Raw genomic sequence first — 20796 nt, forward strand, 5'->3', positions numbered from 1 at the left:
TAGGGGGCCAGCCCCCTTGGCGCATCTGAAGATGCGCCTACCCCCGCGATATTTTTAAAAAGATGAAGCTAGGCCGACAGTGCTTTGCCGAGGCGGGGGAGCCTGACCCGTTTGAGCAGCGCACGCAGTGGGAGGGTTTGGCCTGAGAGGCGCTCGGCCTCGGCATGGGTGGTGGCGACGGCCTGGGCGACGGCTTTGGGATGGGTGAGCCAGAGGTCCATCAGAAAGGGATCGGGCGCGGTGGCTTTGACGCCGTAGCCCGAGAGTTCGCGGGCCGGGAAATCCTTGAGATTTTGGGTCAGGATCGTGGACGCGCCGCCTTGGACCGCGGTGGCGAGCACGTGGATGTCGGCGGGATCGGGCAGCCAGAGGGGTGCTTCGTCGCCGGGGGGCGTGAGCGCCTTGGGGAACCGCAAGTTGGCGCTTGAGGCCTCGGATTTGGCCAGTTGTTCATCCAGCGCGCCGCCATTGCGGGCCGCGGCGCGGGTCCATTCCTCCAGCAGACGCTCGGACCAGATCGGCGTGAAAAGGCTCTCTTCTGCGCAGCTGAAGACGATTTGGCGCAGCACCGTAGGGTAGAGCACACAGGCGTCGATGACGACGACCGGCAACGGGGAGCCCGCGTTCATAGGGTAAACGCGAGCGCCTTGAGGTAGCCCGTATCACTGAGGCTTGGGTGGACCGGGTGATCGGGGCCGGCAAATCCGGTGTAGATGATCCGGGGATCGCGGCCTGCGCGACCGATGCCACGGATGCAGGAGGCGCGGAACTTCGTCAGATCGGCCGCGTGAGAGCAAGAGCAGAGCATCAGCGTGCCGCCTTCCGCCACCAGCGAGGCAGCGATACGCGCGACGCGTTCATAGGCGCGCAGGCCCTTGTCGAGCGCCGGTTTCGATGGCGCGAAAGCGGGGGGATCGGCAATTACGACGTCGAATTTCGCGCCCTCTGCGGCCAGAGCCTCCATCACGGTGAAGGCGTCTCCCTGGCGGGTTGAGAACCGGTCGGCGCAGCCCATGGCGGCGGCCCCCTGCCCGGCCAGCGACAGCGCGGGCTCGGAGGCATCGACGGCCAGCGCGCTTTTTGCGCCTGCCGCGAGCGAGGCAAGGGCGAAGCCGCCTACGTGGGTGAACACGTCTAGAACGCGCGCGTCCTTGGAGAGATTCGCCATGAATGCGTGGTTCGGGCGTTGGTCGTAGAACAGGCCGGTTTTCTGGCCGCCCATGACATCGGCCATGTAGATGGCACCGTTCATCGGCACTTCGATCGGGCCTTTGGGAGCGGTGCCGGCCAGGGTGAGCATTTCTTCGGGCAGTTCCTCCAATGCGCGGGCGCGGGAGGTGCCGTTTTTGATCAAAGTGGTGGCGCCGGTGGCCTCCAGCAGCAGTGCTGTCAGATCATCGAGCCGCTCTTCAAGCCAGATCGCATTGGGTTGCATCACCAAGGTGTCGCCGAAACGGTCCACGATCAGGCCGGGAAGACCATCGCCCTCGGCATGGATCAGGCGGTAGAACGGCGCGTCATAGAGCGCTGTACGGAGGGCCACGGCGCGGGTGATCTTGGCGCGCAGCCAGTCGGTGTCGATCACGGCACCGGGAGCACGATCCAGAACCCGCAGGCCGATGCGCGCGTTGACGGTGGCCACGCCAATGCCCATGGGCTGCCGTTCGGCATCCTCCAGAAGGGCCAAAGCGCCCGCAGGCACGGCTTTGGAGCGGCGATCAAGGACGAGGTCATCGGCCCAGGCCCAGGGGTGGCCATGGCGGATACGGCGGGCGTCGGCCTTGGGTTTAAGGCGGAGAACGGGAAAAGAGGGCGCTGTCATAGCGCCCCCTCTAGCGGGTTATTGGCCCGTTCGTAAGATGGAAAGTGCTGTTAAGGCTTAGTTCGAGGCCACCAGAAGCGATGCGTTCGCGGGGCCGATGAATTCTTCCGAGACCCAAGCCTGCAAACGCTGGCTGATGCGCAGGCGCTGGGTCACCCCTTCGGCGTCGGCGATGACGGCGTCATTTCCGCCCAGTGCCGGGAAGGTCAGATCCACGTCGGTGGGGCCGGAGAGTATCTCTCCGGTGGTGGCGTGGCGGATCGTCATCACGAACTCAATCTCTTGCTCGGAGGGGATGTTGGAATACCGCACTCGTTGGGTTTGAGCGTGGAAGCGGGTCACGTCGAGCGACACGATCACCGGCACGGCCCCCGATACGTTGGCGAAAGCAGGTTCAAGCGCGGCGCTCATCAGAGCGGCAACCTGGGCGTGACGGTCGCCAATGGGGTCTTCGCGCCATACGATATCCGCGCGGGGCTTGATGGTGTTGGCTTCCGAAGCGGTCAGCGTTTGCGGCACGTTAACCACAACTTCTGCAACGTCCCAATCCTGCACCACGATGTTTTCGATCACGGGAATGCTGTCGGGGCCGATGTCGCGCGACACGTCAGTGCTGCTGACGCAGCCGGAAACCGCGAGGGCGGCGCCAAGAATAACGGCGGGGATGAAACGGGACTTCATCATGGGACTTCTCCTGCGTGAGGGGCCCTCAGAGCCCGACTTGCCAAACTGTCTGCGCTTGCTGCGCGTCCCACTTATTCGCCGGTGAGACAGGTGGTTTATGTCGGGAAAGCACGGCGAAAAGAGGCACAGGGCGCGCCCTTTCCAAGGTCATAAGCGGGAGATTTCTGGCCCAGATTGAGGCAGATTAGAGGCAAATTATCCGTGGGTCGCGTCAGACGATCTCTCGGATGGTCGCAAACTGGGCCTTGGCGATGCTGAGTATCCAAGCGTGCTCGGAGGCGATGAACACAAATACAGGGGGGCGAAGGGCGGCGATCGGCGTGGTTCACGCCGGGGCGATGTCAGCATTCAGGGGGACGCTGACAGAGAGGGCAACGGATTGCAAGAAAGATAGCTGCGCGCAATTTCTGCCCCCTACACCACAGCGGTGCTTGGGTTCGCCTTGCTTATAGCAGCGGCGGGATCAGCCCCGTCGGGGCCGGATGGCAAGGTGCCGGTTCCTGTTGCCATGTTCAGCCCGCCGGGCGCCATGGCAGGGCTAACCGCAATATCGGGCACCGCTGCCATCGGCATCTCATCCAAAGGCATGCCCACGCCTGCGCCCGGTTGCGCCATCGGAAAGCCCGCCAATCCATCGGCGGGCAGCGGCGCAGGTTTTGCCGCATCGGTTTCTGCAGCCGCTCCGGTTGCCGGGTCGGGCCCTGCGCCGGACGATTTCGCGCCCCCAAGGCGGACCGCGCGGCGCCCCGACAATTGCCCAAGCCCGCCCGTGGCCACCACATGGCCGCTCTCGTTTTCAAGCGTCACAGATGTCAGGTCGCTGTACTCGAACGGGATCAAGTCACCCTCTTTCAACGCCTCAACCTTCCCGAGGGGCATGGTCACGCGCATCAACACCGCGTCCAGCGCCATGGGGGCGGTGCTGAGGGCGCCTAACATCTTTGCGCCCCACTGTTCGGGCGCGTCGCCTTGCGGTGCGGCAAGCGCGTTGCGCCGGGCAATGGCTGGATCATTGGGCATAAGAACGACCAACTCACCCGTCTTATGGCCGCCCATCGTGACCGACACTTTCAACAGGTGGTATCCGCGTTCGGGCATCAGCAGGTTCAATTGCCCCCGTTCGGTGATGCTGCTGCCGTAACTCATTCGGTCCGGCCAATCACGATCGGGCAGAGCGACAGTTTCCAACGCAAAGGCCCCCAGGACCAGATCCACGAAGTCGCGGCAGAGGGCTTCGTCAATGCGGGTGATCGTGCGCGGCGGTTGCAGGACCTCTTCCACATGGCCGGTTGCCTGTACCTCGATCAGGGAATCGACAAGGGGGTGATCCAGCGCGAACAACCCGCGCCGCCCGCTGTCGTCTTCGATCGCGGCAAGCAGCCCATGTTCCGGCAATCCGGCCACGGATTCCGATAGGGTGGCGTCGCGTGTGACGCTGACCTCAGCCACTTCCGGAGCCAAGGTGCCGTAGGGCATGGCCGAACGGCGGATCGCGCGGGTCAGCCCCGTTTGCAAACCGGGCACAATATCGCCGTTCTCGGCCCCAGAGCCGAGATGAGCCGCGATCATGCGGGAGAGTACGGATTGCGTGTCGGTAGCGGACATCTTTGTGCGGGGCCTTCTGGCAGGTCACATAAGATAGGGCATCGCACAAAACCCGTTAACAAACCCCTTACGCCGCCTCTAAAGCTGCTAAAGGAAGCTGCACCCGAAACCACGCTCCTCCGGGGCTGGCAAGAAAGCTCAGACGCCCATCCAGACGGCTCATGACTTCGCGACTGATTGCCAATCCAAGCCCCGCCCCCGGCGCCCCCCGGGCCGTATCGAGACGAGAAAATTTCTCAAAGATCAGAGACTCTTGCCGTGAAGGTATCCCCGATCCGTTGTCGCGGAAATCCACCGCAACCCCTTGGTCCGAGCGCACGACGGAAATCGTCAGTTCCGGCACCGACGCGTCGCAATACTTCTGCGCATTGGAAATTAGATTAATGAACACCTGCGACAGACGGTCCGCATCGGTCCAGAGGCTCACGTTTTCCGCATCCCGGTCGCGCTTGATAATCATGTGGGTTTGCGATTCCGCCCCCGCCGCCGAAATTGCCCGGTCCATCACGTCGCACAGCCTCACACTGCCCATATTCAGCGTCACGCGGCCATTTTCCAACACGCTCAGGTCCAACAGATCGTCGAGCAATCGGGTCAGGCGCATGGACTCGTCGTGGATGATCCGGCTGAAGCGCGCACGGGCGGCATCGTCGAGCGGGTCAGACTGCATCAGAATTTCCGAGAACGCCCGGATCGAGGTCATGGGCGTGCGCAATTCGTGACTGATCTGCGACAGGAAGGCATCCTTTTGCACCGACAGCTCCGTCAGCTTGGCGTTGGCTTCGCGCAGGCTGCGGGCGGCCTGGGCCAGTTCCTCGGACTTGGCCTCGAGCTGGCTGGAATACTCCATGATTTGCGCCGTTTCGTCGGCGACGGCCAGCAGGTCGCGCACGGAAACACTGGCCGCCCCCGCGATCTGGGCCACCATCGCATGGGCCGTTGCCGCGCCGACCGAACCTGCCAACTCGCGCTCTAGCCGTTGGAGGAAATCGGGCGTGGGCTCAGGCACGTCGCCTTCGTGGCCTTGAGCGGCGGCAACCTCGGCAAAGAGCCGGCCCGCGCGGCCCGACCCAAGAATACGTTGCGCCATGATCAACAAATCGTCGGCCGTGCCGGCTGCGCCTCTCCATCCCTTCAACGCGCGGGAATGGTCGAAAACATTGACGAACTGTGCCCCTTGCAAGCGTTCCAAGGGGGTGGGGAACGTCAGGAGTGACCCCATGATGAACAGCGACGCATTCACCCCGAGCGACAGGACCATGGCGGTTAGGAGCGGATCCGTGGCCTTTAACCCCAATGGCGTTGCGGGCGATAGCCAGCCGATGCCGAAGGGCCCCTCGGACAGGATCGGGGCGATCATGCCGCCGGTTTCCACCACATTGGGCAGCAGCAGGAACCAGCCCCAAATCGCGAAGCCGAAGCCGATCCCCAGGGCCGCACCGGGCCGTGTGGCGCCGCGCCAAAGGATGCCGCCCACCAGGGCCGGCAGCACCTGTGCCAACCCCAGAAACGAGATCAACCCGATGGAGGCCAGCGCCGCGTTGCCCCCCGATTGCCGATAGTACAGCAGCCCCAACAACAGCACCCCCGCGATCGAGAAGCGCCGCGCCATCAACGCCATGCTCCGCATGTCGCCACCGCGGGCATCGCGTCGCGGGATGATCTGCAACCACAAGGGCACGATGATGTGGTTGGAAACCATCGTCGAAAGCGCCAGCGCGGCCACGATCACCATAGAGGTCGCCGCCGAAAATCCGCCCAGAAACACCAGTAGCGCCAATAGGTCTTGGTCCAACGACAAGGGCACTGTCAGCACGTAAAGGTCGGGGTTTGTGCCGGTGCCGGGCAAGCTCATCCCCGCCACCGCGATGGGCACCACGAATAGCGAAATAAGCAGCAGATATAGTGGGAAGGCCCACCCTGCGACGGCCAGGTGGCGCTCGTCCGAGTTCTCGACCACCAGCACTTGGAACATCCTTGGCAGGCACAGGATCGCCGCCCCCGCCAGCACCGTCAGCCCCAGCCAACGGGACCCGTTCAGGGGCTCACTCGCGATGGGAGAGGCTTCAATCCGCGCCAGCATATCCCCCGGCCCGTCCGCCACGCCCCAAACCACGAAGACGCCCACGCTCAGGATCGCGGCCAGCTTCACGATGGCCTCGAACGCGATGGCGCTGACAAGGCCGGGGTGACGCTCGTTCAGGTCCAGGGATCGGGTGCCGAAGATGATGGTGAAGACCGTAAGCCCCCCCGCCAACCAGACCGCCGTGGCCCCTGATCCGGCGGAGCCAAACGCACCGGGTTGCGCGAAGACCGAGAACGACAGCGTCACCGATTGCAGTTGCAGGGCGATGTAGGGGGTGGTGCCGATCACCGCCAAAACCGTGACCAGCGCCGCCAAGCCGCCGGACTTTCCGTAGCGGCTGGAGATCATGTCGGCGATAGAGGTGATCCGCTGCGCCCGCCCGATCCGCACTACCTTGCGGAGCAGCCAGTACCAGCCCACAAAAACCAACGTCGGCCCCAGGTAGATGGTCAGGAACTCCAACCCAGACCGCGCCGCAGAACCTACCGCGCCGTAGAATGTCCAGGCGGTGGCATAGATTGACAGGCTTAGCGTGTAGGTGATCGGGGAATTCAGCCACCTCGCCCCGCCCCTCCGGGCGCTTTTTTCGGCCCAGAACGCAATGGCAAACAGGCCCAGAACATAGAGCACACAGACCGCGATCAACCCGTCGAGACTGCGCATGTCAGTCGCGCTCTGACGGGTCGGCCAACAGGCTTGCTGGCGCGATCGGAGGCTCTGCCTCGGCCGGGACACTGCCGACAAGGGCGCGGCTGACAAGAGCGGTCAGGACGATCATCCCAAGCCAGATGGCGAAGTAATAGACCAATTCTCCGGCCAGGGTTGCGTCCTCTCCCGCACCGTCGCGGATGAATACGGGGCCGAAAATGAGGATCGCGCAGAGGAACGGCAAAAGCCGCGCCGCGTCTTGCAGTCGGTATTGCCGATAAGTGCGGCGTTCCAGAAAAAGGCGGCGGGCCACGGGTCTACCCCTCTGAGTGTACGACGCTTTTGCGCATCCCGGTAATAACGTCGAGCAGTTCTGTGTTGGCAAAGGGTTTGGTCAGAAAGCCGTTGGCCCCCAGTGCCATCGCTTGATCTCGGTCCTTGGCCTGCCCCTTCGCAGTCAGCATCAGCACCGGTAGATCCCGGGTTTCAGGGCGCGCCCGCAGGTCGGCCAGGATCTCGAACCCTGAACGCCCCGGCAACATCACGTCCAGCACCAGCATATCCGGCGACAGGCGGGCGATTTCTTCCAGCGCGTCCCCGCCCTTGCCATGGCCGCGCACATCCCATCCGGCACGGCCAAGAATGAAGCTGATTGCCTCCAGGATATTGGATTCATCTTCCACGATCAGGATGCGCCCGACGGTGGCGTTTATCCCGTCAGGTTTAGCGCCTTGCCCCGCGCGGTCTATCGTATCGAGCCCGATATCGGGCCCGGCATCATGTGCAGTCATTTCCGCCGCCGAGCTGCCAATAGCAGCCGCGCCTTTTTGTTCTCCGGTCATCAGCCCTCCTCTTCAGGGTGCACGAACCCTCCCGTTCGCCTGCGCCCCAAGCCTGATTGTGCGAGTGTGCATAGACTTGCGCCGCCGCGCAATGACTTCCTGTCAGAATGGCCCCTGCCCTAACGCCGGGCCGTGCAGCCCTCTCGCGGGCAGGTGCCGCAACCGGGGCCGGCGGCGATCACCTCCAATGGCTCCGAGGCTGCGGTAAGCGGCATGAGCAGCATCGTCGCCTCCACCCTTGCGGGCGCGCCGAAACGGGGGCTTGCTGTGCCCTCCTCTGACACGGGCTGAGCTATGGTCCATGCCTTGAACCTTGTGCCCCTTGGGGTCTCGATAATGGCCGTATCGGGCTGGCCCACCCGCGCAAATGCCCGGTAGAGCGGCCATAGGGGACAGCCGGCCGCCACGCGCGGCAGCACAAAACCCTGCAACTTGCGGCGGTGCAACATCGCACCCGATGCGTCGCAAATCGCCAACCCCATCAGCGGCACACCCGCGCCGGATGGCAGGCTCGCAATGCGCCGCAGCATCTGGGCAACGTCGCCCCCAAGCGCGTCCAGAATGCGGGCCGGATCATAGGCCATGTGTTGGGCCAAGGGCGCTAAATCGGCCATGGGCAGGCGCTGCGCATCGCGGGCATAAGCGCGCAAACGCGCCACGGCCTTGACGCGGGCGGGTCCGTCGATCATGCCCGCGTGACGTGCCAAAACGGCGGCAATGGCATCATCAAGGGTTGTGCTATCGGCGGCCTCGATCTCGGCGAAGTAATGGTCTTCGGCCTCAAACATCGCCTCCACGGTTTCTTCCGGCGCCGAGACTTCCGCCCCTGCCCCCGGCGCCTCGAACTGCGCCAAAAGCCCCGTGGCACGTGACGACAGCCGCTCCGCATCCTCATGCAGGTTGCGGTGAAACCTGCCCCGCCAAGCCGGGTCCAAATCAGCCTCTTTCACCAGAATATCCGCCGTGGTGCGGATCGCAGCGACCGAGGAGAGCACTTCGTGCATCGCTTCGGCCAAAGCCGGATCGTGGGCCAATCGGTCCCTCAGGGCATCAATCTGGCCCTCAAGCGCGCGGGCGCGGGCCTCTTGCGCGGCGATCAGCGCGGTCCAGCCGGGGAAGCGGGCGACCAATTCGTCGATACGCGCGGTTTCCGCGGGGACACCGCCCAAGGCCCTCGCGGCCGCGTCCAGCAACTCGCTGATGCCCGCGTCCACCCCTTCAGTCAGGGCCGAGACGTCTACCTCCAGGGCATGGGCCAATTGCAGCAGCAACTTGCCCCCGATCTTTCGGTGATTATGCTCGATCAGGTTCAGGTATGAGGGCGACACGCCCACCTCTGCCGCCAATGCCCCTTGCTTGATCCCCAATGCCAAGCGCCGTTCGCGTATGCGACTGCCGGTGAGATGGTCGGGTTTGTGCTGCGCCATGGGGGCTCTTCTTTACAGAATTTTCAAGCAATTTACACAACCGGGGGCGCAGGGCAATGGGTACAGCCGACGGCTCCTCGCTACGCTCCTCGCCGCATTTTCCTCAAGTTTTCCGCATTGAGAATGCGGCGTTAACGGGTCGGAAACGTCTTTGGAGGCATCTTGGTCGCGGGTGTCTCTGTACGATTTTTCGTGTGAGGAGTGAGAAATGGAATACTCAAGTTTTTCGCCAAGGGCGGATGCCGCGGGTCTTGCCGCAACAACACAACTATCCCATGGGCAGAATGCACTAAGCACATCTGCTGAAACCCAGCGACCTGTCCTGGCGCCAGCCGGAACTGATCCGACACGGGCCAAAACCGAAGGGGAATTTCAGCCTCTGGATACATTTGAGGTGGGCGACAACGATCACGTCCCGGTCCCCCCCGAACCGCCACGCGAGGCGACGGTGCTTGCCGTCATCGCCGATGCGCCAGAAATTGAAGAGCCCGCCGAACCGGTAGAGATGGAAGATCCCATGACCGCCACACTGCGCGATATCGATGGGGAAGCGGAAAACCCGACCGTGGATATCCGTCGCTAGCGGATACGTCGCGACACCCTGCCCAAGGAGCGCGATGGGACGTCCTCAGACAGGTCGGGACCGATGGGCTTAAACACGAAAAGGCCCCGCACGCAGATAGCGCGCGGGGCCAATTCTCGATCCAATCAGACAAGTGGCTCTGAGTTTATTCGGCCAAAGCGGCGTCTGTCACAACGTGGGTGAAAGCCCCTTCGGGAGCGGCCGAGATCACCGGATCGGAGCCACCCGCCAACAGCGTGTCGACGGTGCGTTGATACGCGGCCTCGTCCAAACGGCCATCGCCGCCTTCAACCAGCAAGGCAACCTCGCCCATCATGCGCAGCTGATGCTCTTCAGTCTGGGCACCGGTCTCATCGTAGTCGAGCACGATCATCGCGGCATCATCGGGGTTTTCAGCCGCCCAGGCCCAACCGCGCATGGAGGCGCGTACGAAACGGGCCAAACGGTCAACAAACTCGGGGTCTTCAAGGTTTTCTTCCAACGCCCAGATACCATCTTCCAGCGTGGAAACGCCGTAATCCTCATAGCGAAATGTCACCAGCTCATCGGGCGTGACGCCCGCATCGATGACCTGCCAATATTCGTTGTAGGTCATCGTGGACATGCAGTCCGCTTGGCGCTGCAACAGCGGATCGACGTTGAAGCCGGCCTGCAACAGCGTCACGCCGTCATCGCCGCCCTCCACTCCGATACCCAGTTGGGACATCCACGACAGAAACGGATACTCGTTACCAAAGAACCAATGCGCGACGGTATGCCCGGCCAGATCGGCAGGCTCGGTGATCCCGCTATCGGCCCAACAGGTCAGCATCAGGCCCGAGCGGACGAACGGCTGCGCGATGTTCACGACCGGAAGGCCGTTCTCCCGGGCCGCCAAAGCCGAAGGCATCCAGTTCAGCATCACATCCGCGCCGCCACCGGCCAGCACCTGCGGAGGCGCAATGTCCGGGCCGCCAGGAATAATGTTCACCGTAAGCGCTTCTTCGTCGTAGTAGCCGTTCTCCAGCGCCACATAATAGCCCGCAAATTGCGACTGCGTGACCCACTGAAGCTGCAAGTTTACCTCGGCCGCATGGCCATCCGCGAGCGCCATGCCGCCGCTCGCCAAAAGCGCCGCAGCGCCAAGTGTCAGATGTTTCATAATATTCCCTCCAAGTTGCGTAGTTATTGTTGTCGTTAACTTCGTCTTTTCACCCTCAGCAGCACTCTCCGGTGCACTTGTGCCTCAGGCAATCACGTCGGCGACCGCTATCTCAATCGCGCTCAGCTTCGCATCTTCCTATCAGCGCACACTTCGGTGCAGCCTTCATTTGCGCACACTTCGGTGCGACGGATGCCAAAACGTCAACTGACGCTCCATCAATGCCATCAACCCATACAGGCCCGAGCCGGCAAGTGCCGCGACAGCAATCTCTGCCCAAACCATATCCATGGCCAGACGTCCGACCTCGATCTTAATCCGAAAGCCCATGCCCACCGTGGGCGAGCCGAAAAATTCAGCCACAATTGCCCCGATCAGCGCAAGGGTTGAGCAGATTTTCAACCCGTTGAACAAAAACGGCATCGCTGTGGGCAGACGCAACTTCAGCAATGTTTGCCAATAATTGGCCGCGTAAGTGTGCATCAAATCGCGCTGAATGGCGTCGCTTTCCTTCATCCCCTGCACCGCGTTGACCAGCATGGGAAAAAACACCATCGCCACCACAACGGCCACCTTGGAGGACGGGCCAAATCCGTACCACATCACAAGAATCGGCGCGGTGCCCACGATTGGCAGTGCCGCGATGAAATTGCCCACCGGCAACAAGCCCTTCTGCAAAAACGCAGACCGATCAATCGCCAGTGCTGCCAGAAACGCTATGCCGCAGCCCAATACGTATCCCACCAAGGCACCGCGCAAGATCGTCTGGACGAAATCCACCCAAAGCGTCGGAATATTCGCCGCGAACGCCAGCGCAATGGCGCTTGGCGCGGGTAAGATGACCGGGCTCACCTCGTAAAGCCGCACCGCCAGTTCCCAAAGCGTTAACAGCGTTAACCCAAACACCACCGGCACCAAAATGCGCGCGCCCGCCACACACTCCCGCGCCATCCAGGCGTTCAATGCCCAAGCGCCAAGCCAAACCGCCATCAACAAGGCCGCGCGCCAATCCAGAATTCCCACGATGACAATAGCAAGAACCGCACCGCCCATCCAAACCATGGGCCCGACAGCTTGGCGTGCCTGAACTTCACTCACCGCGTCGCTCCTTCATCTTGGCAAATACAACTCACTCCAACACCCGCCCCATGCGCCTTCATCGATCCAGGCCCATCCGCCGCAACGTTGTCCGTTCCACGACCCCTAAAATGCTCACCAACACCGCTGCGCAGAGCGCCGCCATGAACAATGCGCTCCAAATCTGGATCGTTTGGCCGTAGTAACTTCCTGTAAGCAACCGGGCCCCCAATCCGAACCGAGCCCCCGTTGGCAACTCAGCCACGATCGTGCCCACCAGTGCCGCCGCGATGCCCACCTTCAAAGAGGCGAACAAAAACGGGACCGAGGCCGGCAACCGCAATTTCCAGAATGTCTCGCCCCGGCTGGCCGAATAGGTCCGCAACAGGTCCAGATCCATTGCGCCGGGGCTTCGTAGCCCCTTCACCATGCCGACCACGACCGGGAAAAACGACAGATAGGCCGAGATCAGAGACTTCGGCACCAATCCCACCAAACCAATGGCATTCAAAACCACGATCACGATGGGCGCGATCGCCAGGATCGGGATGGTCTGCGAGGCAATCGCCCAAGGCATCACACTCATATCCATCGCCCGGTTATGAACAATCGCCACCGCCAACAACATGCCCGACAGCGTGCCGATCACAAAGCCCAACAGCGTCGGCGCGAGGGTTTGGAAGGCATGGAACCACAGGCTTCTGGGGTTTGGGCGCAGCTCGCCGCGGCGCTCACGAAACATCGCCTCTCCGGCGGTGGTGTTCCACAGTTCAATCGCCACCTGATGCGGCGCGGGCAGCCGCGGCCGCTCTTGCCACATGGTGTCGGTAAACAGCTCTCCGGCGCTGACCTCCAGCCCCCGCCGCTCTGCCTGATCCAAGGTCCACGCGCGGTTCATATTGTAGGCCGCCGCGTACCAGATCGCGACGATCACGCCGACCACGACCAGTACCGGCAACACCGCCCCGGTGATCCGGCGCATGGTCACGCAAAACGCGCAGGGTGCCGGGGCCGCGATATCACTCATAGGCATGCCCCTCGCGCAGCCCTTCCCGGACCCGGTGGGCCAGCGCCAGAAACTCCGGCGTGTCGCGGATTTCCAAGGGACGCTCCCGGGGTAAATCGCTCTCGATCACATCGGTAATCCGCCCGGGGCGGGGCGACATGACCACGATCTTGGTGCTCAGGTAGACCGCCTCAGGGATCGAGTGGGTCACGAACCCAATCGTCTTTTCCGTGCGTGCCCACAGCTTCAACAGCTCTTCGTTCAGACGGTCGCGCACGATCTCATCCAACGCGCCGAATGGCTCATCCATCAGCAGAATATCGGCATCAAAGGCCAACGCCCGCGCGATGGAGGCCCGCTGCTGCATCCCACCGGACAGCTGCCACGGGAACTTCTTCCCGAACCCTTCCAGATCGACAAGCTGCAAGACATGATCCACCCGCGCCTGTTGGTCGCTTTTGGAATACCCCATAATTTCCAGCGGAAGCTTGATGTTCTTCTCAATCGTCCGCCACGGGTAAAGGCCAGCCGCCTGAAAAACATAGCCGTAAGCCCGCTGCCGCCGCGCCTCGTCCGGTGACATGCCGTTGACGGTGACACTGCCGCCTGTGGGCTGTTCCAGCGCCGCGATCGTGCGTAAAAACGTGGTTTTCCCGCAGCCGGAAGGGCCAATGAAGGAAACGAAATCGCCCTTGTTGATATCCAACGAGACATCAGAAAGCGCCTGCACCGGCCCGTCGTTGGTCTGGAACGTGAGGTCAAGGGATTTGGCTTGGATAACGGGAGATCCCGCATCTGTCGCACCGGATGTATGAAGCTGATCGGTCAATACATTGCTCATCGGGCGGACCCCGGCCGCGGGTGGGGGAGGAGCCCCCGCCCGGGGGAGCGGTCGGGGGCCGCCCGGCGTGTGGCCGGGCGAAACACAGGAAATACGGGTGCGGTCAAACCCCCGCCGGAATGTTCATCGGATCACGCTCGATCTTGCGGGGCGTGTTCAGCGCCTTCCACTTCGACAGAGCCTGCGTGGCGCTGGCGCTTGGGGGACGCTTCACAAACTTGCCCCTGCCCGGCTGCGGCTGGCTGTTCTGGCCAGCAGCCCAAACGACGTCGCCGCGCGATAGCGTGTAGCGCGGCGAGGCGCTGACTTCCATTCCCTCGAACACGTTGTAATCAAGGATGGATTTTGCCGTAGCCGTGGTGATCGTGCGGCCCAGTTTCGGGTCCCAGACCACGATATCTGCGTCACCGCCCACGTTGATACCGCCCTTCATCGGGTAGATGTTAAGGATCTTGGCGATGTTGCTGGACGTCACCGCGACAAATTCTTCCGGCGTCAGACGGCCTGTTTCCACGCCGTTGGTCCAGAGCATCGCCATGCGTTCTTCCAGACCGCCGGTGCCGTTGGGGATCATGCCGAAGTTGTCGACGCCCATGCGTTTTTGTTCGTCGCTGAAGGCCGCGTGGTCCGTCGCTACAACCTGCAACGATCCCGATGCCAAGCCCGCCCAAAGCCCATCCTGGTGGTCCTTGGACCGGAACGGAGGCGACATGACACGGCGGGCGGCGTATTGCCAATCCTTGTTGAAATACTCGGACTCATCGAGCGTCAAGTGCTGGATCAGTGGCTCGCCATAGACACGCATGCCTTTTTGACGCGCACGGCGGATGGCCTCGTGGGCCTGCTCGCAGGACACGTGAACTATGTACAAAGGCGTACCGGCGGCGTCAGCGATCATGATGGCACGGTTGGCGGCTTCGCCCTCAACCTCGGGTGGGCGGGAATAGGCGTGGCCTTCCGGCCCCGTCACCCCCATCGCCATATATTTCTGCTGCAGTTCCTGCACGATATCGCCATTTTCCGCATGGACCAGCGGCAGCGCACCCAGTTCGGCGCAGCGTTTGAACGAGGCGAACATCTCGTCGTCCTCGATCATCAAAGCGCCCTTATAGGCCATGAAATGCTTGAAGGTGTTGATGCCGCGTTGGTTAACCACGGCGTCCATCTCGTTAAAGATATCTTCAGACCAGCCGGTTATCGCCATGTGGTAGGAAATATCGACGCAAATCTGGTCCTTGGATTTGCGGTCCCACTCATCAATGGCGTTGAGAAGGGAGCCATCTTCACCGGGCAAACAGAAATCCACCAGCATTGTCGTGCCGCCAGCGGCAGCCGCGAAGGTGCCTGTCTCGAAGGTCTCCGCCGCTGTGGTGCCCATGAAGGGCATCTCCAGGTGCGTGTGGGGGTCGATCCCGCCGGGGATCACATAAGCGCCCTCCGCGTCGATTACCTCATCTGCGGTCAGGTTCTCACCGATTGCAGCGATCTTTTCGCCTTCAATCAGTACGTCCGCCTTCCATTGACGGTCTGCGGTGACAATCGTGCCGCCCTTGATAACCTTGCTCATGAAACCCCCTATTTTCGCATGTTACTGTGCCACCACGCAGATCATCCGCTGGTCGCGGGTCATAAGCGGGATGTAGACGCTTTCGACCACGTTGTTGTGCAAGTACCAGTAGCAGCCGTCATCTTGCAGACGGACCGACGAGGTATCCTGGCCCGGCGCGACAAGCACCAGCACTTCCTCGGGCAATGTCTCCGTTTGCCCCTCAGGCGTAGGCGACACACATCCAGCAAGCGCCAAAGTCGCTCCCATAGCCAACCAAATCTTTGAATTCATGTAACAATCTCCGCCGTCTCGACGACCGCGTGAAAGAGAACATTCGCACCGGCCGCTGCCCATTCCGGGCTGATTTCTTCGGCCTCGTTGTGACTTAGACCGTCCACGCAGGGACACATCACCATCGCTGTCGGGGCCACGTCATTGATCCAGCACGCATCGTGCCCTGCCCCGGATACGATATCCATGTGCGAATATCCAAGTCTTTCAGCCGCTTGTCTAATCGCCGTGACACATTTGTCGTCAAAGGCGGGCGGGTTGAACTGGCCGACGATCTCGGCCTCGAAGGTGACGCCGATGTCTTCACACAGCTTTGGCGCGCGTTCCATCAGCCCGGCCACCATGCCTTCCAGCTTGTCGAGGATGTGTGTGCGCATGTCGATTGTGAACACAACCTTGCCCGGAATGATGTTGCGAGAGTTCGGGTAGACATCCACATGGCCAATCGCGCCGACAGCATTGGGCTGGTTCTTCATCGCGATTTCATGGACCAGTTCCGTCACCAGCGCGAGGCCCCGGCCCGCGTTCTTGCGCATGTGCATGGGCGTAGAGCCGGTGTGGCTTTCCTTGCCCGTGATCGTACATTCGATCCAGCGCAGACCTTGGCCGTGGGTGACCACGCCGATATCGACACCCTCAGCCTCAAGGATCGGGCCCTGTTCGATATGCAGCTCGAAGAAGGCGTGCATCTTGCGGTCGCCGACGACTTCGTCGCCTTTCCAACCTATCCGCTCCAGCTCATCCCCGAAGCGTTTACCCTCGGCATCGACCTTGTCGTAGGCCCATTCCTGAGTGTGTTTCCCAGCGAAAACACCGGACGCGAGCATGGCGGGGGCGTAGCGCGTCCCCTCCTCGTTGGTCCAGTTGGTGACGACGATGGGATGTTTGGTTTTGATCCCCAAGTCATTCATCGTGCGGATAATTTCCAGCCCGCCAAGCACCCCCAGAACGCCATCGTATTTGCCGCCGGTGGGCTGCGTATCCAGGTGGCTGCCCACATATACCGGCAGCGCGTCCGGGTCGGTGCCTTCGCGCCGCGCGAACATGTTGCCCATCTGGTCCACGCCCATCGTGCACCCCGCAGCGTCGCACCAATCCTTGAACAAATGCCGACCTTCGCTGTCCTCATCGGTCAGGGTCTGGCGGTTGTTGCCGCCCGCGATACCGGGGCCGATTTTTGCCATCTCCATCAGGCTATCCCACAGGCGGGCGCCGTCGATTTTCATGTTCTCTGCGGGGGCTGGCATATTCTTCGTCCTTCGAATGCTGGCTTGGGGTGGGGGCGGTGCTGGAGCGCGCTAGTCCAAGTTGGTCAAGACGTCTCGCAACGTGCTAAACAGTTGATCTATCTCGGTCTTCGAGATGATGAGAGGCGGAGACATGGCAATGATATCGCCCGTGGTGCGGATCAAAACGCCCTTGTCGTAGCAATCAAGGAAGGCTTGGAACGCGCGTTTTGTGGGCTCGCCCGCGATCGGCTCCAGCTCAACCGCGCCGATAAGACCCTCTGACCGGATGTCGATCACGTGGGGGCAGTCGCGCAAGGAATGAACGCCATCGGCCCAATAGGGCGCAAGCTCGGCGGCGCGTTCAAACAGGCCGTCCTCTTTATAGGTCTCCAGCGTCGCCAGACCGGCGGCCGAGGCGATGGGATTGCCCGAATACGTGTAGCCGTGGAACAGCTCAATCAGATGTTCGGGACCAGACATGAAAGCGTCGTGGATCTGCTTGGTGGCGAGCACTGCGCCCATGGGAATGACGCCGTTGGTCAGCCCTTTGGCGGTGGTAATCAAGTCCGGCATGACGCCGTAATGTTCCGCCGCAAAGCTGGAACCCAAGCGCCCGAAGCCGGTGATAACCTCGTCAAAAATCAAGATAATTCCGTGCTTTGTGCAAATCTCGCGCAGCTTTTCGAGATAGCCTTTTGGCGGCATGAGAACACCGGTGGACCCGGCCATTGGCTCGACGATACAGGCGGCGATGGTCTCGGCACCGTGCAGGGCCACGATACGCTCCAACTCTTCGGCCAGGTGGGCGCCGTGCTCGGGCTGGCCTTTTACAAAGCGATTCTGGTCCGGCAGATGAGTATGAGGCAGATGATCCACCCCGGTCAGGAGGGAGCCGAAGGTCCGGCGGTTGTTCACGATGCCACCGACGGAAATGCCGCCGAAGTTGACCCCATGATAGCCTCGCTCACGCCCCACCAGCCGGGTCCGCGTGCCCTGCCCGATGGCTTGTTGATAGGCGATGGCGATCTTTAACGCCGTCTCAACACTTTCCGAGCCAGAGTTGGTGTAGAACACATGCTCAAACGGTTTTGGGGCCATGTCGCGCAGGCGGTTGGCCAGCTCGAACGCTTTGGGGTGGCCCATTTGGAACGCGGGCGCATAGTCCATCTCGGCGGCTTGCTTCTGGATCGCTTCAACGATGCGGGGCTGGTTATGGCCCGCGTTGCAGCACCAGAGACCCGCCGTGCCGTCCAACACCTGCCGCCCGTCGGCGGTGGTGTAGTGCATCTTGTCGGCACCGACGAACATGCGCGGCTGTTTCTTGAACTGCCGATTGGAAGTGAACGGCATCCAAAAGGCGCTAAGATCATTGGGAACCGGGTTGCTGCGGTCGAGAGCCATGGCTATTTCCCCCCGCCGCACGGAGGCGGCAAAATTTTCATCTAACGCGCTTGTAGCGCGAAATCTTTTGACCAAATGGTCAAGAGCACGCTAGCAAATGAATCGTAGCAGTCAACGCTAACGATCCATTCGCGGGCACAAACCGCACCAAAACCCCGGACTTATTGTCCTCGATGGCTCGAATTCAGCATTCCGGGCCCAAAATTGCCGCCCCTTTGGGCACCAAATAAACAGGCGGACAGATGACTGCGCAGAAACCTCGGACCCGCATCCAAGAAAAGAACCGTGCCTTGGTGTTGGGGGCCGCGCTCGAGGTGTTTTCCGCCCACGGTTTCCGCGGCGCGACATTGGATGCGATTGCCAAGGAAGCGGGGCTGTCGAAGCCAAATCTTCTATACTATTTCGCCTCCAAGGAAGAGATTCACGTCACCCTTCTGGCGGGCTTGGTGGACACTTGGCTGGACCCGTTGAGAGAGCTTCGCGACGACGGTGACCCGCAGCAAGAATTGCTGGCATATGTGCGGCGGAAATTGCAGATGAGCCGGGATCTCCCCCGCGAATCGAGGCTGTTCGCCCAAGAAATCGTGCAGGGTGCGCCGCGGATTGGCGACGGTCTTTCCACCGATTTGCGGTCCCTGGTGGATGAAAAGGCTGCCGTAATCCAAGGCTGGATGGAAGCCGGAAAACTCGCGCCGAGCGATCCGCACCACCTGATTTTCTCGATCTGGTCGCTGACCCAGCATTACGCCGATTTCGACGCGCAGGTCCGCGCCGTTCTGGGGGAAGATCGCGACCCGCTGAAAGAGGCGGAAGGGTTTCTTGAAACGCTGTTCTCGCGGCTTCTTACGCCCTGATCTGCGTGGTATTGAAGTCTTCCAAATCCAGGCCATCAGCTTCGGACGCATGGAAATCAATGTGCAAATGGTTTCCGTCGGGGTCCCAAACGTTAACCTGAACCAGCGCCACATCGGGCACCCGCACAAAGCGCATTCCCTCACCCGCCTCTTGCAGACGCGCAATAAATTCGTGCAGGCCCTTGGCGCTGAACGCGGCATGTTCCAATGCCAGATCGTCGGCCTTCGGGGGCGTTTGATCCACGCCCACCAGATGCACGACAGGCACGTCGCCCGCATACATCCACGCACCGGGAAACGGGAAACCGGGCCGAAACCCGTTTTCCAGCTGCAAAATATGCTCGTACCACGCGATCATCTTATCAAGCTGCGTCGTGCGCAGGTTCACATGGTCGAGCCGTTCAATCATTCCGCGGCCTCAACCCGGCCCGGATTGTTGATGTGGGTTGTCCAGTTTGCATAGTCTTTGCTGACTCTTTCACCGGTGCGCTCGTCCAACGCGCCCGCTTCAAGTTCCACCATCGTAATGCAGTTTTCAACCGGGCAGACGTTCACGCAGAGGTTACAGGCAACGCATTCGTCGTCCATCACCTCGAAAACGCGATCCTCGGACATGGAGATTGCCTGATGCGAGGTGTCCTCGCAGGCCGCATAGCACCGGCCGCAGCTGATGCAGGCGTCTTGGTCGATCCTCGCCTTGGCCACGTAATTCAGGTTCAGATACTGCCAGTCCGTCACGTTCGGCACCGCGCGACCCACCAGTTCATCCAGAGACATCTCTTTCTCATCAAGGAATTGCGACAGGCCCGAGATCATTTCCTGCACGATCTTGAAGCCGTAGGTCATCGCCGCCGTGCAAACCTGCACGTTGCCCGCGCCAAGGGTCATGAACTCTGCCGCATCGCGCCAAGTGGTGACGCCACCAATGCCCGAAATCGGCAAACCCTGGGTCTCAGCGCCCCGCGCAATTTCCGAAACCATCGACATGGCAATCGGCTTTACTGCCGGACCGCAATACCCCCCGTGAGAGCCTTTTCCGTCGATAGATGGCTCGGGCGACATCGTGTCGAGGTTGACCGAGGTGATAGAGTTAATGGTGTTAATCAACGACACTGCGTCGGCCCCGCCCCGCTTGGCCGCGGCCGCCGGTTTGGTGATGTCGGTGATATTGGGGGTCAACTTCACGATCACGGGTTTGGAGTAATATTGCTTACACCAGCGCGTCACCATTTCGATGTATTCGGGAACTTGCCCCACCGCCGCGCCCATGCCGCGCTCGGACATCCCATGGGGGCAGCCAAAGTTCAGCTCGATCCCGTCGGCGCCGGTATCTTCCACCAGGGGCAGGATGGCTTTCCACGCCTCTTCCTCGCAAGGCACCATGATTGACACGATGATCGCGCGGTCCGGGTAGTCGGCCTTGACGCGTTTGATCTCGTCCAGATTTGTATAAAGATCGCGGTCGGTGATCAGCTCGATATTGTTGAGCCCCAATAGCCGCCGATCCGCGCCATAAATCGCGCCGTAGCGCGGGCCGTTCACGTTGACCACGGGCGGCCCTTCAGAACCGAGTGTTTTCCAGACGACCCCGCCCCACCCCGCCTCGAACGCGCGGCGGACGTTGTATTCCTTGTCAGTGGGCGGCGCAGAGGCCAGCCAGAAGGGGTTGGGCGATGTAATGCCGATGAAGTTAGAGGTCAGGTCAGCCAT

The 20796-nt window shown here is 61.6% G+C and carries 20 protein-coding genes; 2 read left to right on the plus strand and 18 right to left on the minus strand.

All coding sequences use genetic code 11. The features are described 5' to 3' along the window. Positions 1–68: 68 nt before the first annotated feature. The 8 genes from AADW23_RS15570 to AADW23_RS15605 form a co-directional block, all read right to left on the minus strand. Positions 69–629 carry an RSP_2648 family PIN domain-containing protein gene (locus AADW23_RS15570; RefSeq protein WP_341861857.1) on the minus strand — a complete coding sequence of 187 codons (561 nt, stop codon included), beginning with the start codon at positions 627–629 and terminating at the stop codon, positions 69–71. Beyond that, positions 626–1822 (minus strand): RSP_2647 family RNA methyltransferase, encoded by a 1197-nt coding sequence (locus tag AADW23_RS15575; RefSeq protein WP_341861858.1) that lies wholly within the window; start codon positions 1820–1822, stop codon positions 626–628. The genes AADW23_RS15570 and AADW23_RS15575 overlap by 4 nt, the downstream gene beginning before the upstream one ends. Before the next feature lie 57 nt (positions 1823–1879). Next, the gene (locus tag AADW23_RS15580) at positions 1880–2506 is read right to left on the minus strand and encodes a DUF6778 family protein (protein WP_341861859.1); all 627 of its coding nucleotides are present in this window, start codon (positions 2504–2506) and stop codon (positions 1880–1882) included. A gap of 414 nt (positions 2507–2920) precedes the next feature. Then, positions 2921–4111, minus strand: coding sequence for a FliM/FliN family flagellar motor switch protein (locus tag AADW23_RS15585; protein WP_341861860.1), 1191 nt, complete (start codon positions 4109–4111; stop codon positions 2921–2923). A gap of 67 nt (positions 4112–4178) precedes the next feature. Continuing rightward, complete coding sequence (locus AADW23_RS15590) at positions 4179–6860, minus strand: ATP-binding protein (RefSeq protein WP_341861861.1); 2682 nt, start codon at positions 6858–6860, stop codon at positions 4179–4181. A 1-nt stretch (position 6861) separates the two neighbouring features. Beyond that, on the minus strand, positions 6862–7158 hold the full coding sequence (locus AADW23_RS15595) for a hypothetical protein (protein ID WP_341861862.1): 297 nt from the start codon (positions 7156–7158) through the stop codon (positions 6862–6864). A 4-nt stretch (positions 7159–7162) separates the two neighbouring features. After that, positions 7163–7687, minus strand: a complete 525-nt coding sequence (locus AADW23_RS15600; protein ID WP_341861863.1) for a response regulator — start codon at positions 7685–7687, stop codon at positions 7163–7165. A gap of 119 nt (positions 7688–7806) precedes the next feature. Next, positions 7807–9114, minus strand: a complete 1308-nt coding sequence (locus AADW23_RS15605; RefSeq protein WP_341861864.1) for a short-chain fatty acyl-CoA regulator family protein — start codon at positions 9112–9114, stop codon at positions 7807–7809. Positions 9115–9322: 208 nt separating this feature from the next. Between AADW23_RS15605 and AADW23_RS15610 the strand changes: the two genes are divergently transcribed. Beyond that, on the plus strand, positions 9323–9697 hold the full coding sequence (locus AADW23_RS15610; protein ID WP_341861865.1) for a hypothetical protein: 375 nt from the start codon (positions 9323–9325) through the stop codon (positions 9695–9697). Positions 9698–9842: 145 nt separating this feature from the next. Here AADW23_RS15610 and AADW23_RS15615 read toward each other — a convergent pair whose 3' ends face one another. The 8 genes from AADW23_RS15615 to AADW23_RS15650 form a co-directional block, all read right to left on the minus strand. Further along, positions 9843–10838 (minus strand): ABC transporter substrate-binding protein, encoded by a 996-nt coding sequence (locus AADW23_RS15615; protein ID WP_341861866.1) that lies wholly within the window; start codon positions 10836–10838, stop codon positions 9843–9845. A 165-nt stretch (positions 10839–11003) separates the two neighbouring features. Further along, positions 11004–11789, minus strand: a complete 786-nt coding sequence (locus AADW23_RS15620; RefSeq protein ID WP_341864344.1) for an ABC transporter permease — start codon at positions 11787–11789, stop codon at positions 11004–11006. Positions 11790–11994: 205 nt separating this feature from the next. Beyond that, complete coding sequence (locus AADW23_RS15625; RefSeq protein WP_341864345.1) at positions 11995–12897, minus strand: ABC transporter permease; 903 nt, start codon at positions 12895–12897, stop codon at positions 11995–11997. 37 nt (positions 12898–12934) lie between these two features. Further along, positions 12935–13762, minus strand: coding sequence for an ABC transporter ATP-binding protein (locus tag AADW23_RS15630; protein ID WP_341861867.1), 828 nt, complete (start codon positions 13760–13762; stop codon positions 12935–12937). A 103-nt stretch (positions 13763–13865) separates the two neighbouring features. Continuing rightward, positions 13866–15329, minus strand: a complete 1464-nt coding sequence (gene hydA / locus AADW23_RS15635) for a dihydropyrimidinase (RefSeq protein WP_341861868.1) — start codon at positions 15327–15329, stop codon at positions 13866–13868. Positions 15330–15350: 21 nt separating this feature from the next. Next, complete coding sequence (locus AADW23_RS15640; RefSeq protein WP_341861869.1) at positions 15351–15602, minus strand: hypothetical protein; 252 nt, start codon at positions 15600–15602, stop codon at positions 15351–15353. Next, entirely contained in the window at positions 15599–16849 is a 1251-nt protein-coding gene (locus AADW23_RS15645) for a Zn-dependent hydrolase (RefSeq protein WP_341861870.1), read from the minus strand. Before AADW23_RS15645 ends, AADW23_RS15640 begins: the two co-directional genes overlap by 4 nt. A gap of 51 nt (positions 16850–16900) precedes the next feature. Beyond that, positions 16901–18232: an aspartate aminotransferase family protein gene (locus tag AADW23_RS15650; protein ID WP_341861871.1), complete on the minus strand. Its 1332-nt coding sequence runs from the start codon at positions 18230–18232 to the stop codon at positions 16901–16903. Positions 18233–18474: 242 nt separating this feature from the next. On the opposite strand from AADW23_RS15650, the gene AADW23_RS15655 reads away from it, so the two are divergent. After that, complete coding sequence (locus tag AADW23_RS15655; protein WP_341861872.1) at positions 18475–19086, plus strand: TetR family transcriptional regulator C-terminal domain-containing protein; 612 nt, start codon at positions 18475–18477, stop codon at positions 19084–19086. Here AADW23_RS15655 and AADW23_RS15660 read toward each other — a convergent pair. Together AADW23_RS15660 and preA are read right to left on the minus strand one after the other, a co-directional pair. After that, positions 19076–19495 carry a VOC family protein gene (locus tag AADW23_RS15660; RefSeq protein ID WP_341861873.1) on the minus strand — a complete coding sequence of 140 codons (420 nt, stop codon included), beginning with the start codon at positions 19493–19495 and terminating at the stop codon, positions 19076–19078. The genes AADW23_RS15655 and AADW23_RS15660 overlap by 11 nt on opposite strands. Then, positions 19492–20796, minus strand: a complete 1305-nt coding sequence (gene preA, locus AADW23_RS15665) for an NAD-dependent dihydropyrimidine dehydrogenase subunit PreA (RefSeq protein WP_341861874.1) — start codon at positions 20794–20796, stop codon at positions 19492–19494. The genes AADW23_RS15660 and preA overlap by 4 nt, the downstream gene beginning before the upstream one ends.

Origin of the sequence: Gymnodinialimonas sp. 57CJ19 (assembly GCF_038396845.1) — a bacterium.
Classification (GTDB): domain Bacteria; phylum Pseudomonadota; class Alphaproteobacteria; order Rhodobacterales; family Rhodobacteraceae; genus Gymnodinialimonas.

What these genes read in the sequence shown, in the direction of transcription:
- AADW23_RS15570 (WP_341861857.1), bottom strand. Translation starts at nt 629, where the DNA reads ATGAACGCGGGCTCCCCGTTGCCGGTCGTCGTCATCGACGCCTGTGTG.
- AADW23_RS15575 (WP_341861858.1), bottom strand. Translation starts at nt 1,822, where the DNA reads ATGACAGCGCCCTCTTTTCCCGTTCTCCGCCTTAAACCCAAGGCCGAC.
- AADW23_RS15580 (WP_341861859.1), bottom strand. Translation starts at nt 2,506, where the DNA reads ATGATGAAGTCCCGTTTCATCCCCGCCGTTATTCTTGGCGCCGCCCTC.
- AADW23_RS15585 (WP_341861860.1), bottom strand. Translation starts at nt 4,111, where the DNA reads ATGTCCGCTACCGACACGCAATCCGTACTCTCCCGCATGATCGCGGCT.
- AADW23_RS15590 (WP_341861861.1), bottom strand. Translation starts at nt 6,860, where the DNA reads ATGCGCAGTCTCGACGGGTTGATCGCGGTCTGTGTGCTCTATGTTCTG.
- AADW23_RS15600 (WP_341861863.1), bottom strand. Translation starts at nt 7,687, where the DNA reads ATGACCGGAGAACAAAAAGGCGCGGCTGCTATTGGCAGCTCGGCGGCG.
- AADW23_RS15605 (WP_341861864.1), bottom strand. Translation starts at nt 9,114, where the DNA reads ATGGCGCAGCACAAACCCGACCATCTCACCGGCAGTCGCATACGCGAA.
- AADW23_RS15610 (WP_341861865.1), top strand. Translation starts at nt 9,323, where the DNA reads ATGGAATACTCAAGTTTTTCGCCAAGGGCGGATGCCGCGGGTCTTGCC.
- AADW23_RS15615 (WP_341861866.1), bottom strand. Translation starts at nt 10,838, where the DNA reads ATGAAACATCTGACACTTGGCGCTGCGGCGCTTTTGGCGAGCGGCGGC.
- AADW23_RS15620 (WP_341864344.1), bottom strand. Translation starts at nt 11,789, where the DNA reads ATGGCGCGGGAGTGTGTGGCGGGCGCGCGCATTTTGGTGCCGGTGGTG.
- AADW23_RS15625 (WP_341864345.1), bottom strand. Translation starts at nt 12,897, where the DNA reads ATGCGCCGGATCACCGGGGCGGTGTTGCCGGTACTGGTCGTGGTCGGC.
- AADW23_RS15630 (WP_341861867.1), bottom strand. Translation starts at nt 13,762, where the DNA reads ATGAGCAATGTATTGACCGATCAGCTTCATACATCCGGTGCGACAGAT.
- hydA (WP_341861868.1), bottom strand. Translation starts at nt 15,329, where the DNA reads ATGAGCAAGGTTATCAAGGGCGGCACGATTGTCACCGCAGACCGTCAA.
- AADW23_RS15640 (WP_341861869.1), bottom strand. Translation starts at nt 15,602, where the DNA reads ATGAATTCAAAGATTTGGTTGGCTATGGGAGCGACTTTGGCGCTTGCT.
- AADW23_RS15645 (WP_341861870.1), bottom strand. Translation starts at nt 16,849, where the DNA reads ATGCCAGCCCCCGCAGAGAACATGAAAATCGACGGCGCCCGCCTGTGG.
- AADW23_RS15650 (WP_341861871.1), bottom strand. Translation starts at nt 18,232, where the DNA reads ATGGCTCTCGACCGCAGCAACCCGGTTCCCAATGATCTTAGCGCCTTT.
- AADW23_RS15655 (WP_341861872.1), top strand. Translation starts at nt 18,475, where the DNA reads ATGACTGCGCAGAAACCTCGGACCCGCATCCAAGAAAAGAACCGTGCC.
- AADW23_RS15660 (WP_341861873.1), bottom strand. Translation starts at nt 19,495, where the DNA reads ATGATTGAACGGCTCGACCATGTGAACCTGCGCACGACGCAGCTTGAT.
- preA (WP_341861874.1), bottom strand. Translation starts at nt 20,796, where the DNA reads ATGGCTGACCTGACCTCTAACTTCATCGGCATTACATCGCCCAACCCC.